The sequence below is a fragment of the Kitasatospora sp. GP82 genome (assembly GCF_029892105.1).
Classification (GTDB): Bacteria; Actinomycetota; Actinomycetes; order Streptomycetales; family Streptomycetaceae; genus Kitasatospora.
Genome location: NZ_JARZAJ010000006.1, coordinates 1 through 16,118, shown reverse-complemented (window position 1 = coordinate 16,118; position 16,118 = coordinate 1). Strand labels below are relative to the sequence as shown.

At 70.6% G+C, this 16,118-nt stretch carries 15 protein-coding genes; 6 read left to right on the top strand and 9 right to left on the bottom strand.

Translation table 11 applies throughout. The features are described from left to right. Nucleotides 1-522: 522 nt before the first annotated feature. The gene (locus tag P3T39_RS07900) at nucleotides 523-1,416 is read right to left on the bottom strand and encodes a hypothetical protein (RefSeq protein ID WP_280696646.1); all 894 of its coding nucleotides are present in this window, start codon (nucleotides 1,414-1,416) and stop codon (nucleotides 523-525) included. Between the two features lie 442 nt (nucleotides 1,417-1,858). Between P3T39_RS07900 and P3T39_RS07895 the strand changes: the two genes are divergently transcribed. Beyond that, nucleotides 1,859-2,095: a DUF397 domain-containing protein gene (locus P3T39_RS07895; protein ID WP_280696839.1), complete on the top strand. Its 237-nt coding sequence runs from the start codon at nucleotides 1,859-1,861 to the stop codon at nucleotides 2,093-2,095. Between the two features lie 264 nt (nucleotides 2,096-2,359). On the opposite strand, the gene P3T39_RS07890 is transcribed toward P3T39_RS07895, so the two are convergent. Then, nucleotides 2,360-2,896 (bottom strand): ATP-binding protein, encoded by a 537-nt coding sequence (locus P3T39_RS07890; RefSeq protein WP_280696645.1) that lies wholly within the window; start codon nucleotides 2,894-2,896, stop codon nucleotides 2,360-2,362. Between the two features lie 418 nt (nucleotides 2,897-3,314). Between P3T39_RS07890 and P3T39_RS07885 the strand changes: the two genes are divergently transcribed. Next, entirely contained in the window at nucleotides 3,315-4,181 is an 867-nt protein-coding gene (locus tag P3T39_RS07885; protein WP_280696644.1) for a helix-turn-helix transcriptional regulator, read from the top strand. Nucleotides 4,182-4,316: 135 nt separating this feature from the next. On the opposite strand, the gene P3T39_RS07880 is transcribed toward P3T39_RS07885, so the two are convergent. Both P3T39_RS07880 and P3T39_RS07875 read right to left on the bottom strand, forming a co-directional pair. Further along, nucleotides 4,317-4,955, bottom strand: coding sequence for a TetR family transcriptional regulator (locus P3T39_RS07880; protein WP_280696643.1), 639 nt, complete (start codon nucleotides 4,953-4,955; stop codon nucleotides 4,317-4,319). Nucleotides 4,956-5,195: 240 nt separating this feature from the next. Beyond that, on the bottom strand, nucleotides 5,196-6,734 hold the full coding sequence (locus P3T39_RS07875; protein WP_280696642.1) for an MFS transporter: 1,539 nt from the start codon (nucleotides 6,732-6,734) through the stop codon (nucleotides 5,196-5,198). Nucleotides 6,735-6,821: 87 nt separating this feature from the next. Between P3T39_RS07875 and P3T39_RS07870 the strand changes: the two genes are divergently transcribed. Beyond that, nucleotides 6,822-7,259, top strand: coding sequence for a MarR family transcriptional regulator (locus tag P3T39_RS07870; protein WP_280696641.1), 438 nt, complete (start codon nucleotides 6,822-6,824; stop codon nucleotides 7,257-7,259). A gap of 7 nt (nucleotides 7,260-7,266) precedes the next feature. Here P3T39_RS07870 and P3T39_RS07865 read toward each other — a convergent pair whose 3' ends face one another. The 5 genes from P3T39_RS07865 to P3T39_RS07845 all read right to left on the bottom strand — a co-directional run bounded on the left by P3T39_RS07865 (nucleotide 7,267) and on the right by P3T39_RS07845 (nucleotide 11,911). Next, the gene (locus P3T39_RS07865) at nucleotides 7,267-8,241 is read right to left on the bottom strand and encodes a M56 family metallopeptidase (RefSeq protein ID WP_280696640.1); all 975 of its coding nucleotides are present in this window, start codon (nucleotides 8,239-8,241) and stop codon (nucleotides 7,267-7,269) included. A 302-nt stretch (nucleotides 8,242-8,543) separates the two neighbouring features. Then, a complete protein-coding gene (locus P3T39_RS07860) occupies nucleotides 8,544-9,119 on the bottom strand; it encodes a DUF5134 domain-containing protein (protein ID WP_280696639.1) in 576 nt (191 codons plus the stop codon). A 229-nt stretch (nucleotides 9,120-9,348) separates the two neighbouring features. Then, nucleotides 9,349-10,104, bottom strand: coding sequence for an amino acid ABC transporter ATP-binding protein (locus P3T39_RS07855; RefSeq protein ID WP_280696638.1), 756 nt, complete (start codon nucleotides 10,102-10,104; stop codon nucleotides 9,349-9,351). Next, the gene (locus tag P3T39_RS07850; protein ID WP_280696637.1) at nucleotides 10,101-11,009 is read right to left on the bottom strand and encodes an amino acid ABC transporter permease; all 909 of its coding nucleotides are present in this window, start codon (nucleotides 11,007-11,009) and stop codon (nucleotides 10,101-10,103) included. The genes P3T39_RS07855 and P3T39_RS07850 overlap by 4 nt, the downstream gene beginning before the upstream one ends. Then, nucleotides 11,006-11,911, bottom strand: coding sequence for an ABC transporter substrate-binding protein (locus P3T39_RS07845; protein WP_280696636.1), 906 nt, complete (start codon nucleotides 11,909-11,911; stop codon nucleotides 11,006-11,008). Before P3T39_RS07845 ends, P3T39_RS07850 begins: the two co-directional genes overlap by 4 nt. Before the next feature lie 457 nt (nucleotides 11,912-12,368). Here P3T39_RS07845 and P3T39_RS07840 point away from each other — a divergent pair, with 457 nt between their 5' ends. The 3 genes from P3T39_RS07840 to P3T39_RS07830 are packed head-to-tail and all read left to right on the top strand — an operon-like array spanning nucleotide 12,369 to nucleotide 15,648. Then, the gene (locus P3T39_RS07840) at nucleotides 12,369-13,790 is read left to right on the top strand and encodes a DUF6421 family protein (RefSeq protein WP_280696635.1); all 1,422 of its coding nucleotides are present in this window, start codon (nucleotides 12,369-12,371) and stop codon (nucleotides 13,788-13,790) included. Further along, on the top strand, nucleotides 13,787-14,548 hold the full coding sequence (locus P3T39_RS07835; RefSeq protein WP_280696634.1) for an SDR family NAD(P)-dependent oxidoreductase: 762 nt from the start codon (nucleotides 13,787-13,789) through the stop codon (nucleotides 14,546-14,548). The genes P3T39_RS07840 and P3T39_RS07835 overlap by 4 nt, the downstream gene beginning before the upstream one ends. Continuing rightward, a complete protein-coding gene (locus tag P3T39_RS07830) occupies nucleotides 14,545-15,648 on the top strand; it encodes a low specificity L-threonine aldolase (protein WP_280696633.1) in 1,104 nt (367 codons plus the stop codon). The genes P3T39_RS07835 and P3T39_RS07830 overlap by 4 nt, the downstream gene beginning before the upstream one ends. The last annotated feature ends 470 nt before the right edge of the window (nucleotides 15,649-16,118 follow it).

Genomic DNA, 16,118 nt, shown 5'->3' with positions numbered 1-16,118 from the left:
CCTGTCTTTCAGGTGATGGTGCGGCATCTTCGGGTCGATTCGACGACCGGTTGTGAAGTTTTTGAAAAGGCTCGCCGGAGCCTGAATCCGGAGTCAAAGGGCTTGGGCGGGCGAGATGGTGGGAAATGTCCGAAATGTAGGCCAATGTGACTCGACGGGGGAGGCGCCGCCGGATGCTGCGAGCGCTCCGCCCCAGCGGCCGGCCGGGACCGGGGGAGTGCTTTCGGACCCGCCTCCCTGGGTGCTGTATGGCCGATCGTCGTCCAGGTTCGGCCGGACGGGCCCTGGTGGCCGAGCGGTCCACGATCCGCAGGGCTGTGCGCGGCGCTGACCGGGCGCTGAGCGCCGCACGGGCATCGGCCTGTACAGGTCGGAAGGTCCGGGGTCCGTACGGGCCGCACAGTGGCCCTGCGGGATGCCCTGCCGCGGCGCTTCGTGAGCCGCCCCGGCCGGTGCCGCCGCGTGCCGTGAAACGACGAGAGGCCCCTCGGCGGGGGCCTCTCGTCCTGCTCTGTCGGCTGCTCAGCCGGCCGGGTGCTCCTCGGCGGCGGCCTGGGGCTCGCCCGGCGCCGGGAGGCCGAGTGCGGCGAGGTAGGTGGAGGCGATGAGCTGACCGACGGTCGGGTACGTACCGATCGGTGCCGCGCTCGGGCAGCCCGTCTCCTCGGCGGCCGCGGCGAGCAGCTCCGGGTCGGCCTCCGGGCCGATGACCAGCGGAGCCAGGGCGGGGCGCTGGGAGCCGGTGGCCTTCAGGTGGTCGACCGCGGCGGCCACCGATCCGGGCACGTCCAGGGCGGCGGCCACCACCGGCACGGCGAGCCGGGCGGCCAGCAGCACGCCGGTGATCCCGGCGGCCGCAGCGGCCTCCTCGCCGCCGGCCGTGGTCAGCACCACGCCGTCGGCCGCCGTGGTGATGGCGAACAGCCGGGCCCGGTCGGCTCGGGCGAGACCGGCCTCGGAGAGCCGTACGTGCACCGCCTCGGCCAGCAACGGGTGCGGGCCGAGCACATCGGTGACCCGGGCCCCGGTCTCGGCCGCCAGCTGGTGCAGCTCCGTCAGGAAGCCGTGCGGGCCTGCCAGCAGGGGGATCACGACGGGTGCGGGAAGGCCGGCCTCGGCGGCCTGGGCGAGCAGCCCGGCGACGGTCTGGGCGGCCTGCGTGCCGTCGGTCTCGGAGTGGGAGCCGACGAGGTAGGCGGCGGCCGTCTCGATGCCCGGCTGCTCGCCGCGCACGATGGACAGCAGTTCCTCGACGACCGGGGTTGCCTCGGGCCCGGCCGCTGCCGGGACAGCCAGCACAAGCGCCGGGGAACCGGCCGGGACCTCGGGGCGCTCGGGACGGCGGTGGCGCCCCCGCGCACGGGAGCCTGGAGTGCGGACGGGCAGTGGCGCGCCCGGGATGGCTGCGGTGCTCATGGCGGAGATCGTAGGACATTCCGCAGACATGCCTGCAGTCGGATCCCAGGAGTGGACACCGAGTCGATCGGTAATGCGGACATATGCTGCCAAATCACCCAAGTCATGCTGACATCCGGTCTCGCACTGGAACCGGCGGCCGTTCGAGGCCGTCCTGGGTGACGTGTCTCACAGCGGTCTCCGAGTGACGGATCGTCCGCCGTTGGCGCTGATGAAGATCAACACGGTGGCGCAGCCCCGGCACGGGCAGTCATCGGCCGGTCGGCGATTCGCGGGCTATGTCCGCTTACGTTCCGTCAGAGTCGGCTAAGCGGAGCGTTCAAGGTGTATTCCGACATGACTTCTGCACGAGCACTGTCCCGTGCTGATGCACGTGCACTGGAGCTATCATCACGTCAAGTGAGGCGTAAGCCAGGCACGTCGGGAGAATTCGGTGCAGGAGATGCAGGAAACGTACAACGGCATGGCGGCTGCGGACCTTGAAGGCGTGGTCTGGCAGAAGAGCCGGCACAGCAATTCCCAGGGCAACTGCGTCGAGTTCGCCGCCCTGCCGGGTGGCGAGGTGGCCATGCGCAACTCGCGCTTTCCCGAGGGTCCGGCGCTGATTTACACCCGGGCGGAGATCACCGCGATGCTGCTCGGTGCGAAGGACGGGGAGTTCGACCATCTGACGGGCTGAGCCGTCATCAGCCCTGCTGCCGTCAACTCTGCTGCGGACGGGCCGTCGTGGGACTCACCGCGACGGCCTTCACTGTTCTTCGGGAGAGTTCGCCGGGCGGTCCGCCCCCGGGGGGTGCGGCGGGGCCCTGTGGGGTCTCTTTTGGGGCTCCTGCGGGGCCCGGAGGGCCTTCGGGAGTCCGAAGGAGCCTGGGGGCCTGCGCGGGGAGGAGTTCGCCGATCGGCTGTCGGGAGCGGCCGCGCTCCCCGCGGATCGGACGGGAGCTCAGGCCGAGCGGCGGTGCCGGCCGACCGACATCCCGGCCGTCGCCTCGGACTCGGCCTCGAACATGGCCCAGACCACCTTGCCCGCGCCCGCCAGCGGGTGCCAGCCCCAGGAACGGCTGAAGGAGTCCACCAGGTGCAGGCCCCGGCCGGATTCGGCGACGAAGTCCGGCTCGCGCGCGATCGGCCCGGCACTGCTCGGGTCGCTCACCGCGCAGACCACCTGCGGGGCACGGTGCACCAGGCTTATTCGGATCGGCAGCCGGTCGTCCGCCGACTGCTGCGGACCCGGCTGCATCGGGAGGTAGCTGGGGGCGATCGCAGCCTGCTCGCTCCGGCGGGGTTCGAGGGCGTGCCGCAGCGCATTGGTCACCAACTCGGAGGCGACCAGGGCGATATCGTCGAAGAGCTCGCCAAGGCCCCAGCCGTGCAGTGTCGACCTGGCGAACTCCCTGGCGGTTCTGACGGCGTCGAAGCGTGGCGCGAGCGTACAGGTGACCACGTGGGGGTCGGCCATCACGGCCGTACCGGTGCTCATGAAGAGCTCCTCCCATAAGGGGGCGGACACGGCTGGACCCATCGGGGTCATGCCGGTCACCTCCGACTCGCTCGGCCGCGCGGCAGCCTCCTCGACGGCCCACTTCGCGCACACGCGCGCCCGGCCGAGCTGTGGCGCGGCCGAGCGGTGTGCGGATTCGCGCGTGGGGTCGAACGCGGAGCCCGCGGGATTGCCAGGGATGTGCAGGTGCACGTGCACCATGGTCCTCTGCGCTCACTGCAGATGCAAGAGTCGATTCACGTGCAATCGCACTATTGGCATATGCAAGCGCCGGATGCACGTGCATCATGGGGGGACTGATGCAGAACTGGTAGATCGTTATGCCAGTACCGGCACCCTGAGCGCTCAACTGATGGCAGACTGTGCCCTGTTTGCCCAAGGTGGAGGTTTCGACGGCATGACCGCAGTTCAGCCCAACGGTGGGTCGATGGTGCGCCGCATCCTCCTCGGCTCCCAGCTCCGAAGGTTGCGCGAGGGTCACGGCATCACCCGCGAGGACGCCGGCTACCAGATCCGCGCCTCCGAATCGAAGATCAGTCGCATGGAGCTCGGCCGGGTCAGCTTCAAGGAGCGCGACGTCGCCGACCTGCTGACCCTCTACGGGGTCCATGACGGAACCGAGCGCGAGGCACTGCTCGGCCTGGTCCGGGAGGCCAACAAGCCGGGCTGGTGGCACAGCTTCAACGACGTGCTGCCCGGCTGGTTCCAGACCTACGTCGGCCTGGAGGAGGCCGCCGCGCTGATCCGCACCTACGAGGTGCAGTTCATCCCCGGCCTGCTCCAGTCCGAGGAGTACGCGCGTGCCGTCTTCTCCCAGACCCGACCCGTCCTGAGCAACGAGGAGCTGGAGCGCCGCCTCAGCCTCCGGATGCGCCGCCAGAAGCTCCTGACCGAGGGTCAGAGCCCGCGCCTGTGGGCCGTCATCGACGAGGCGGCGCTGCGCCGGCCGGTCGGTGGTCCCGCCGTGATGCGCGCCCAGGTCCAGTACCTGATCGACGTCGCCGAGGAGTCCAACGTGGTGATCCAGGTGATGCCGTTCCGCTTCGGGGGGCATGCCGGTGAGAGCGGCGCGTTCAGCATCCTGCGCTTCCCTGAACAGGACCTGGCCGATGTGGTCTATCTGGAACAGCTCACCAGTGCGCTCTACCTCGACAAGCGCGACGACGTCGACGCCTACGTCCAGGTCATGGAGCGCCTCTGCGTCGACAGCCTCACGCCCGACCAGACGATCGACCTGCTGAAGTCGATCCTCGCCGACCGCTGAGATCCGCACCCGGCGGACCACGCACCGCCTCAGGGGTGCGGGGGAAGGTTTGACGCGGACCGTGCCATGCAGCACCCGGGGGTGCTGCATGGCTGATCGTGGAGATCTCCCTGTGGGCAGGGGAGGCGGCACTCCTCAGGCCCTGACCGACGGCTGTGGCCGGGCCGGGGCCTGGGGCTGTGGCGGCACGCCCAGTTCCCAGGCCAGCCCGTAGCGGGCGAACAGGTCCGCCCGGATCGGCGCCAGCGGCAGCGCGGCGCCCGGCAGCAGGACCCCGATGCAGCCGCCCATCAGGGCGCTGCGCAGTACGGCGTGCTCGGCGACCGGATCGGCCGCGCCCCAGTCGCGGATCAACTCCCGCAGGATTGCCCCGAGTTGCTGCTGCTCCGGGTCCTGGACGAAGGCGCCCACGTCCGGGTCGAGGATCAGTGCCAGATGCGAGCGCATCACCCGGGGATGCTCCAAGGCCAGGCCGAGCACGGCGTCGATGGCGCGGGCGAGCCGGGCTTCGGGGCCGGCGTCGGCGGGCAGTTCGGCCAGCGCCGCCGAGAGCTCCAGGTGCATCAGGCGGTGGGTCGCGGCCTGCATCAGCAGTCGTTTGCCGTCGAAGTAGTACGAGAGCAGCCCCCGGGCGAGACCGGCCCGCGCGGCGATGTCGCCGAGCGTCGTCCCGGCGTATCCGTGCTGGTCCACCAGCTCGACGGTGGCTCGCATGATGCGCTGCCGGGAGCGCTGACGCATCTCCTCGTTGACCGATTCCCCGCGAGGTGCCATCGTGTCTGCTCCGTACGTTGACTGGCTCCTGGCCAATATACTTCTGGAGCCTGGTCCGCCGCGTCCGAACCCGGATGCCCCTGTACCCGGAGGTCCTCGGGGCACGGAGGCGGGCGGAGTCGTACGGGCCCATGGCTGAGAGCCGACTCCACCAACACGGGGGTTTGGTGGAGTCGGCTCTCGTCGGCTCTCGTCGGCTCGGCAAAATCTCGGTAGCTGCCGCTCGCGCCGAGCGGCCGGTCACCGCTCGACGAGCACCTCGGCCGCGGGGGACCGGCTGTAGTCGTAGTCCGGCACCGAAGGCGGTGCCACGGCGGCCCGCTCCCGCCGACGGTCGAGTACGGCACCGGACACCGCCACCAGCAGGCCCGCGAGGGAGACGCCCGCGACCAGCAGCAGCGCCGGGCGGTAGCCGTCGAGCTGGGCCTGCGGGGTCTCGCCGCCGCCGCTTCCGGCGGTGATCACCGCCGTCACCACCGCGAGTACCACGGCGCTGCCGACCTGGAAGGCCGTGTTCACCAGGCCGGAGGCGAGCCCCTGCTCGTCGTCCGGAACGCCGTTGGTGGCGGCGATGTTCACTGCGGGGAAGGCCAGCGCGAAGCCCACGCCGAGCAGCACCATGCTGGGCAGCACGAGCCAGACATAGCCGCTGTGCTCGCCGAGGCGGAGGAAGAGCACGTACCCGGCGGTCAGTGCCAGCACGCCGATCGGCAGCAGCCTGCTGGTGCCGAAGCGGTCGATGATGGCGCCCGTCCTGGGGGCCGAGAGCGCCACCAGCGCCCCGGCGGGCAGGAAGCCGAAGGCCATCTCCAGCGCGGACCAGCCCAGCAGCCGCTGGAGGTAGAGAGTGGCGATGAACTGGAAGCCCGCGTACGAGCCGAAGATCGCGAAGGCGGTGAGGTTGGCGCGGCTGACCCCGCCGTTGCGGAAGATCCCGAGCCGGACCAGCGGGTGCTCGGTGCGCTTCTCGATCAGCAGGAAGGCGGTCGCGAGTACGGCGACCACCAGCAGCGAGAGCAGCGTCCTGGCGCTGGCCCAGCCGACGCTCTGCGCCTCGGTGACGGTGAAGACGAGCAGTAGCAGCGAGCCCGTGCCGGTGACCGCCCCGGCGATGTCGTAGCCGCCGGAGCCGCGCTCGGGGGTGTGCTGGCGGGGGAGCAGCCGGAAGGCGAAGACCAGTGCGACCAGTGCGACCGGGACGGGCATCAGGAAGGTCCAGCGCCAGCCGGCCGAGGTGAGCAGGCCGCTGAGGACCAGGCCGAGCGAGAAGCCGCTCGCGCCGCAGGTGGTGTAGATGCTCAGCGCGCGGTTGCGGGCGGGGCCCTCGGCGAAGGTGGTGGTGATGATCGAAAGACCGGCCGGCGCGGTGAAGGCGGCCGCCACACCCTTGAGGAAGCGGGCGGCGATCAGCAGTCCGCCGTCGTCCACCAGGCCGCCGAGCAGCGAGGCAGCGGCGAAGACGGCGAGCGCGACCAGGAAGACCTGGCGGCGGCCGAGCAGGTCGGCCGCCCGGCCGCCGAGCAGCAGCAGTCCGCCGTAGCCGAGGACGTAGCCGCTTACCACCCACTGCAGGGTGGAGGTGGACAGATGCAGGTCGGTGCCGATCGAGGGGAGGGCGACGCCGACCATCGAGACGTCGAGGGAGTCGAGGAACAGGGCCGCACAGAGAACGATGAGGGTGCCCCACAGGCGTGGGCTCCAAGGTTCGTCGCCGTGGACCGATGCATCGTCAGAAGGGCTGGCAGAAGGGTCGGTTGCGGACCGTCGGGCTGTGGTCATGAGGAGGAGACTACATGCATATGCAATCAATGCAACTAGATTTAATGCACCCGCATTAAATGCTTGAGTACGTGCTAGCCTGTTCGCGTGCCTGGACTCGACGCCGTCACCGCCGACGCCTCGGAGGCGACCCTGGTCGCCGGATGGCGTGACCTGCTGGCCCGCCATGCGGCGGCCTCCTGCGCGCTGGAGCGCGAACTGGGAGAGCTGCACGGCCTGGGCATGAGTGAATTCGAGGTGCTTGAACGGCTCTTCGAGGACGAGGAACAGGTCGACCACAAGCTGCGGGTCCAGGACCTCGGCCAGACCGTCCACCTCAGTCAGAGCGCCCTCTCCCGGCTGATCGGCCGACTGGAGAAGGCGGGGCTGGTCGAGCGGGCGATGTGCAACCTCGACCGCCGTGGCATCTACGTCACCCTCACCGAGGCGGGGCGCACCCGCTACACCGAGGCCCGCCCGCTGCACCGCCGGATCCTCGCCCGTACGCTCCTGGAGCCGGTGCCGGTCGAGGACTGCGACGCCTGAGCGGGCTTCAGAGCAGGGTCGACAGGCCCGGCGCGACGGCCAGCAGGACGACGGCGGCGGGTGCCGCGAGGGCGGCGACGGTCAGTCGCAGCCGGTGGTGGACGGGAAGCCGGGGCTCGCCGGCCAGCAGCCGGTCCACCCGGCGGGGGGACTGGGCCAGCAGATGGGGCGGACATGACCCGAGCGCCCCGCAGGGCCCGAACACCCCGCGCCCGGAGTTGAGTTCGACCAGGGCCAGGGCTGTGGTCACCCGGCCGTGACGGCGGGCCGCCCGGTCGTCCGCCGCCAGCTCGACCAGTTCGCCGACCTGGTCCCGGAACGCACTGAAGACACCCACTCCGGGAAAGCCGGTGGCCAGGGCCTCCGCACACTGGGCCAGCCAGTGGTGCCTGGCCCGGACGTGCCCGCGCTCATGGCTGAGCACCGCGGCCAGTTCATGGTCGCTCAACTGCTGGAGCGCGCCCGTGGTGACCACCAGCCGGGCGCCGGGGCCGGGCAGGGACCACGCCTCGGGCCGCGCGTTCTCCAGGACGACCAGCCGCTCCCGTCCGCCCCTGGGCTGGGGAGTGGCCAGCTCGGCAGGCAACTCGGGTGCCCGATGGCTGAGTTGGGCATGCCGCTGGTCGCGCAGCGCGCGCGCCGAGCGCACCTCGCGCGTGAACGAGACGGCCGTCCACACGCCGCCGAGCGCCAACAGCCCGGCGCACAGCCGTCCCCAGCCCTCCGCCCCCGCCAGGCCGTACGCGGCCTCGACCTCCCTCGGCGCGTTGGCGAAGACCAGTTGCCGCAGTTCCGGCAGCGCGGCCGCGGCGGCCAGCAGCAGCCCCAGCACACAGCAGAGCAGCACGGCCACCACCAGGCACTGCCACGCCCACAGGGCAAGCACCGGTTCTCGCTCGGCCCAGTGGGCCCGGGCCAGCCGAGCCGGGGCCACGGTGGCCAGCATCGTTCCGAGCAGAAGCAGGCTGAGCAGGGCCGTCATCAGGAGTGCTCCCCCAGGACACACGGGAGCGCGGCATCGCGCTCACCCCAACCTATGCGCTGCCAGGCCCCCCACGGAACGCCTTGGCCGGGCAGGTGACCAACACCACTGACCGCCGGAGCCCCGGCGGCCCGGCTCGGGGCCGGAACGGCCGGAAGCATCTCAGGACCTCCTTCCTAATTCCTGCATCGACCCGGCCCAGGAGATCCTTTTCGAGGCGGGTGGCCGGGTGTACTACCGGTGAGCATGTGCCCGGCGCGTGGTGGTGGGCGTCCGAGAGGCACTCCCGCGCGTCCACGGGGTCACATCGTCAGCAGCATCGCGAACATCCCGACACCCATGGCCAGCCGACAGGCCCGTGACACCCCTTCGCCCACGGCCGGGCCGACCGTTGCCGAGACACCCGCGCCCGGAACGGTGAGCAGGCGGCTGCCGGACCAGAGCGCGTAGCAGCCGAAGTAGAGCAGTAGCGCCCCCGTCAGCAGCGGCAGACCGGGGGGTGCTGCGCTGTGGTGGGCGTGCACGGGCGCGTCGGCCATGGCGAGCGCCATGTACGCCATCGCGAGTGCCCCGATCCCGTGGTGCAGCCGGTGCGCCCGAACGGCCGGGCTGCTCCGGCCGAACGCCGCGACGATCTCGGCGGTGGCGAGCAGCGCGAACGGCCAGCCCCAGAGGCTGCCCGGCAGCAGGGCCATGCCGGCCATGCCGAGTCCCATCAGTGCCTCGGTGACGTCGGACTCATGAGTGGGCCACCGCCGTCGTGCGCCGCCGTGCGTGCCACAGGCGGGGCCGACACCCCGCAGCCGGGCCAGGCAGTACAGGCCGGACGCGAGGGCGAGTGCTGCCAGCAGCCAGGTGACGAGGGCAGGTCCGTGCATCGGTGCCCCTCTCGACCGGTCACATGTGCACCGTCCACGATCACCGATCAGAGGTGGGCGTAGCAGGGCGCGCACAGGGGCGCACAGACGTGTTCAGTCCCGGGGTAACTCCCCAGGGGGCGCGACGAACTGCGCGAACAACCCCGTGAGGGGGATGCTCGGGCATTCGATCGCCCGCGCCCCTGGAACTCACCCCGCGCCCCTGGGGCGTTGCCCGCCCCGGTGGGGGTCAGCGCGGGAGGCGGCCGGCGGCGACGACGCGGCTGAGGAACTGCCTGGTGCGCTCCTGCTGCGGGTCGCCGAAGACCTGCTCGGGCGGGCCCTGTTCGAGGACGACACCCGCGTCCAGGAAGCAGACCTGGTCGGCGACCTCGCGGGCGAAGCCCATCTCGTGGGTGCAGAGCACCATCGTCATGCCCTGCTCCTTGAGGCCCCGGACGACGGCCAGCACCTCGCCGACCAGCTCGGGGTCGAGCGCCGCCGTGATCTCGTCCAGGAGCAGCAGTCGTGGCCCGGTGGCCAGCGCCCGGACGATCGCGACCCGCTGCTGCTGCCCACCGGAGAGCCGGTCCGGGTACTCCCCGGCCTTGTCGGCCAGTCCGAGCCGGTCCAGCAGCTCCCGCGCCCCGGCCTCGGCCTCCGCCCGGCCGACGCCGTGCACCCGGCGCGGGGCCAGGGTGATGTTGTCCAGCACGGTCATGTGCGGGAAGAGGTTGTACGCCTGGAAGACCACGCCGATCCGGCGCCGGATCGTGTCCTGGTCGGCGCGCGGGTCGGTGATCTCCTCGCCGTCCAGGAAGATCGCGCCGTCGTCGATCTCCTCCAGCAGGTTGGCGCAGCGCATCAGCGTGGACTTGCCGGATCCCGACGCACCGATCAGAGCGGTCACCGAATGGGCGGGCACGGCGAGTTCGACGTCGTGCAGCACCAGGTGCTCGCCGAAGCCCTTGCGGACGGACTCGAAACGCAGCACGGATTCGGTCACACCGTTCCTCCTTGGTGCTGGCGGCGGTTCAGCCGCGCGGTCGTCCAGTCGGTGAACCGGGTCATCGGGATGGTCAGCACGAGGAAGACCAGCGCCGAGACCAGGTAGGGCGTGTAGTTGAAGGTCTGCGAGGTGATGATCTTCGCCGCGTACACCGCGTCGATCACTCCGCCGATGGAGACCAGGCCGGTGTCCTTCTGGAGTGACACCAGGTTGTTGAGCAGCGGCGGCACCACCCGGCGCACGGCCTGCGGCAGCACCACGTAGCGCATCGCCTGGGCGTTGCTGAGCCCCAGCGAACGGGCGGCGGCCCGCTGGCTCGGGTGCACCGACTGGATCCCGGCGCGGAACACCTCGCTGACGTACGCGGAGTAGGTGAGCACCAGCGCCGCGCCGCCGAGCAGCAGCGGATCGGTGGTCACACCGGTCAGCCTCAGCGCGGGCACACCGGTGATCATGATCAGCAGGCAGATGATCATCGGCAGGCCGAGGAAGAAGTCCACGTACACGGTGGCCAGCAGCCGCACCGGCAGGAAGACCGGTCCGCGCAGGGTGCGCAGCACCGCCAGCAGCAGGCCGAAGACCAGGATCAGCACCCCGCAGCACACCATCAGTTCGAGGTTGACCCGAAGGCCCTTCAGTACCTCGGGCAGCGCCTGCCAGGCGTAGTGCGCATTGAAGAAGGTCTCCCGAGTGCGCTGCCAGCCCGGGGAGTTGACGACCACCAGGTAGAGCACCAGCGCGGTGGCCGCAGTGCTGAGAGCGGCGATCAGCGCCGAGCGGCGGGCACGCTGTCTGCGGTACGCCTCGCGGGCCAGCCGGCGGTCGGACGGGCGGTACGGCTCGGCCGCGCCGCCCCCGCGCCGCCGGCTCTCCGCCGTCGGCGTACCCACTTCGGCGCTCACTTCAGCACCGGGGCGGACACGGCATCCGACAGCCACTGCTGCTCCAGCTTGGCCAGCGTGCCGTCGGAGCGCAGCGCGTTCACAGCCTGGCTGACGCAGCCGGTCAGCGTGCTGCCCTTGTCCAGCACCAGGCCGAACTGCTCGGCGCCGCTGCCGCCCTCCAGCTGCCCGACCACCTTGGCGTCCGTCACCTCGGCGCCGGTGATGTAGAAGGCGGTCGGCAAGTCGACCACCAGCGCGTCGATCTGACCGTTCTTCAGTGCGGCCTTCGCCAGATCGTTGTCGTCGAAGACGGCCGGCGGGCCGCTGGGCTTGATCTGGTCGGTGATGCTCGCCAGGCTCGTGGTGCCGACCTGCGCGCCCAGCCTGGCGCCCTTGAGGCCGGCCAGGCCGGCGGCCCCCGCGAACTTGGAGCCCTTCAGGGCGACCACGGCCTGCCGCACGTCGTAGTAGCCGGAGGAGAAGTCGACCGACTTCCTGCGGTCGTCGTTGATCGAGACCTGGTTGATGTCGAAGTCGAAGTCCTTGGCACCCGGCGCGAACGCCTTGTTGAACGGGCTGACGACCCAGTCGACCTTGTCCTTGCCGTAGCCGAGCCGCTCGGCGACCGCGTATGCCACGGCGGACTCGAAGCCGTTCCCGTTCGCAGGCTTGTCGTCGGAGAACCACGGGGCGTACGCCGGCTTGTCGGTGCCGACCGTCAGCGTGCCCGCCTTCCTGGTCGCCAGCGCTCCCTTCGCGCAGTCGCCCGCGGCCTGCGCCGAGCCGGCACCGGTGGCCGGCGAGGCCGCGCCACCGGTCTTGGCCTCCTGCGGGGCGCAGGCGGTGAGCGCCGAGGCCGCGACGAGCAGGGCGGCGAACGGCGCCAGCCGGGCGGCACGCGAACCAGGGGCAGAGGTCATGGCGGGACTCCACATGGCAGGACTCCAGAGAGGGCGAAGAGGTGGGATCGCGGACGAATGCCCTCGGGAAGGTGCCCACCACGCGCGGTGAAAACACCGGATCCCTCCCGGTGGCGGCGCTGCAGGGCACGAGGCATGGTCGGCGTACGGCACCGTCTCCGCGGTGCCTCCCGAGCAGGCGTCAGTGACGACAGCGGCGGCAGAGGCAGCAGACGCGCGCGCGACAACAGGAGCGCACCCGGAGCAGGTCGGGGTGGCCGGAGGTCACAAGATCCGCCGGGAGCACGGCGGGAGGTGCGCATCCCGTCCGCACCGCTGTCCACACCATCCGAGAGCTGTCCAGATAGCGGACACCTCCCGGATTGCACCGGATCGCGAACCGGTTCCCCTTGAACAGGAGAACCTTTCGAATCTATGGTGTCCGTGTCGAAATAACTCCTGTCGAAGTGAGTCTCAGATGCAGAATCTTTCGCCTAGGCTCGCTGTGGCGGCCGACCTTCCCGTAGCGACCCCGGCCACCCAGCCCTCCGGCCACGCGGCCCACCCCGCCTGGCTCCGGCTCAAGGACGCCGTCGAGGCCCTGCGCCCCCTGCAGTCCAAGGACGGCTCCATCGACCTCGCCGCCGTGCAGCGGCACGTCGTCGACCCGCTGCTGACCACCGTGCTCACCGCGATCGAGGAGCTCACCCCGCTCTTCCCGCACGACGCCGAGTACCTCACCGCCGTCCGGGCCGACCTGCGCAAATGGGCCGACACCGGCTACCGCGAGCCCGACTTCCTCGACTCGCTGCTCGCCTTCCAGCCCGCCGCGCAGCGCGCCGACGGCCTCGAGCACCTCGTCGTCTTCCCGATGTACACCCAGAACGGCAACCCGGACCGCAACCTCGAAGCCGTCCTGCTCAAGGTGGTCTGGCCCGAGTGGCTGGCCGAGCTGGAGCACACCCGCTTCGACAACCCGATGTTCGTGCCGATCACCTTCAGCGACTTCACCGCCGGGTACGACACCAACTCGGCCGTGCTCTTCCCCGAGACGGTCGCCGTCCGCCAGGCCCCCGAGCGCTTCACCTGGGGCGGCATCTTCTGCGACCGCGAGGCCGCCCGCTTCCGCGCCGTCTCCACCAGCGCCGTCGACCAGCTCGGCCTCCAGATCCCCGCCGACGCCGCCGAGCTGCTCACCGACCAGGAGCGCGCCCAGCAGACCTTCGTCCTGTGGGACCTGGTCCACGACCGCACCCACAGCCACGGCGATCTGCCCTTCGACCCGTTCATGATCAAGCAGCGCAGCCCGTTCTGGATGTACGGCCTGGAAGAGCTCCGCTGCGACCTGACCGCCTTCAAGGAGGCCGTCCACCTGGAGGCCGAGGGCTACGCACAGGGCCGCGACGTCCAGTACGCGATCCTCTTCGACCGCCTCTTCCGCTTCCCGGTCAGCGGTGACCGCGTGCGCAACTACGACGGCATGGGCGGCCAGCTGCTCTTCGCCTACCTGCACAAGCACGACGCCCTGCGCTGGCGCGACAACCGCCTCACCATCGACTGGACCCGCGTCGCCGAGGTCACCAACCAGCTGTGCGGCGAGATCGAGACCCTCTATCGCGACGGCATCGACCGCCCCAAGACCGCCCACTGGATCGCCGCCTACCAGCTGGTCTCCCGCTACCTCACCCCCCACCCGGCCTCCACCTGGGCCAAGGGAACCGAGGCGCTGCCGCTCGACATCACCGACGGCAAGGCCCTCAACAAGGCGCTGTGCGACGCCGTCCTGCCCGACGAGTTCCCGCTCAGCATGTTCTACGAGGCCCTCTCCAAGAAGCTCCGCGGCGTCATCGCCGCCACCACCGGCATCACCGGTGCCGGCCTCCAGGGAGCCGCCGCGTGACCACGCCCTCCTACTCGACCGCCCTCGCGGACAAGGTCGTCGCCGTCGCAGGCGCCACCGGACCGGCCGGACGCGCCACGCTGCGCCGCCTCGCCGCCCAGGGCGCCACCGTGATCGCCGCCGGCAGCGACGCGCAGCGCCTCGACGCCGCCACCGACGCGGTGCGCTCGGCCGTACCGGGCGCGCGGATCAGCGGCCAGGTCATCGACCTGCTCGACCCGCAGGAGGTCCACGACTGGGCCGACCACCTCGAGGCCGAGCACGGCCACGTCGACGGCCTCTTCCACCTCGTCGGCGGCTGGCGCGGCAGCAAGACCTTCTTCGACAGCCGGATAGACGACTGGGACTGGCTGCACGACCGGGTCGTCCGCACCCTCCAGCACACCTCGCTGGCCTTCCAGCCCGCGCTGGTCCGCAGCGCCTCCGGCCGCTACGCCATGATCTCGGCCACCGCCGCGCACAAGCCGACCGCGGGCGGCGCCGCCTATGCCGCCGCCAAGGCGGCCAGCGAAGCCTGGACGCTCGCCATGGCCGACTCCTTCAAGAAGGAGACGACCTCCACCGACGGCCTGCCGACCGCTGCGGCTGCCATTCTGGTGATCAAGGCACTGGTCACCCCGGAGATGCGCGCCGAGAAGCCGGAGGCGAAGTTCGCCGGTTTCACCGACACCGCCGACCTTGCCGAGACCCTGGCGGGCCTCTGGGACCGCCCCGCAGCAGAACTGAACGGACAGCACCTGTGGCTGACAGCCCGATGAGCACCACCCCCGGCGCACCCGCTGGAGCACTCCCCGGAACGACGGACGCGGTACGGCGGCACGACCCCGCCGTCCGCGGCTTCGCCAGCGACAACTACGCCGGGGTCCACCCCGAGATCCTCGCCGCGATAGCCCTGGCCAACGACGGCCACCAGGTCGCCTACGGCGAGGACCAGTACACCGAGCACCTCCAGACGGTCTTCCGCAAGCACTTCGGCGAGCGCGCCGAGGCGTACCCCGTCTTCAACGGCACCGGCGCCAACGTCGTCGCCCTCCAGGCCCTGCTCCCGCGCTGGGGCGCGGTCATCGCGGCAGGGACCGCCCACATCAACGTGGACGAGTGCGGCGCCCCCGAGAAGATCGCGGGCATCAAGCTGCTCACCATTCCCACCCCGGACGGCAAGCTCACCCCCGAGCTGATCGACCAGCAGGCGTGGGGCTGGGGCGACGAGCACCGGGCCCAGCCGCTCGCCGTCTCCATCACCCAGAGCACCGAGCTCGGCACCCGCTACACCGCCGAAGAGGTCCGGGCGATCTGCGAGCACGCCCACGAGCGCGGCATGCTCGTCCACATGGACGGCTCGCGCCTGGCCAACGCCGCAGCCTCGCTCGGCCTCCCCTTCCGCGCCTTCACCACGGACGCGGGCGTCGACGTCCTCTCCTTCGGCGGCACGAAGAACGGCCTGCTCTTCGGTGAGGCCGTGGTCGTCCTCAACCCCGACCGGGTCCGCGACATCAAGTACCTGCGCAAGATGTCGATGCAGCTCGCCTCGAAGATGCGCTTCGTCTCCGTGCAGTTCGAGGCCCTGCTGGCCGGCGACCTGTGGCTGCGCAACGCCGGACACGCCAACGCCATGGCCAAGCGCCTGGAAGCCGCCGTCCGCCAGATCGACGGTGTGACGGTCGTCCGCCCGGTCGAGGCGAACGCGGTCTTCGCGCTGCTCCCGCGGGAGGTCAGTGAGCGTCTGCAGAAGCGGTACCGCTTCTACTTCTGGGACGAGCACACCGGCGAGGTGCGCTGGATGGCCGCTTTCGACACGACAGAGGCCGACATCGACGCCTTCGCGGCAGCGATCGCGGAGGAGATGAGCCGGGCCTGACCTCGGTGTCCGGTCCGTCGATCGCCCCTGTCCGGGACCCGTGGGGGGCTCCGGGCGGGGGCGATTTGCTTATGGAGGTCCGGGACCCGTACAGTTCCGGAGTCGCACCGAGAGGGGCGAAGAAAAGCAAGTCTGGTGAGTGAAGCGCCGGTAAACGGAGCGGAAAACATCTGATAAGCTGGAAACACGAAAGAACGAAGCGCCCGGAGGGCCCGCTGGAAGGCGGCTCGAAGGAAGCGTCCGTTCCTTGAGAACTCAACAGCGTGCCAAAAGTCAACGCCAGATATGTTGACATCCCCGGCGAGACCGTCATGGTCTTGCTGGAGATTCCTTTTGAAATAAAACACAGCGAGGACGCAGTGCGCGGGACTACCTTATTCCGGTGGTTGCCGTGCCGCTCAACGCGAGTGTGAACCGGCCCTTGGAATTTTGGGGCCGAGTAATCATTCACGGAGAGTTTGATCCTGGCT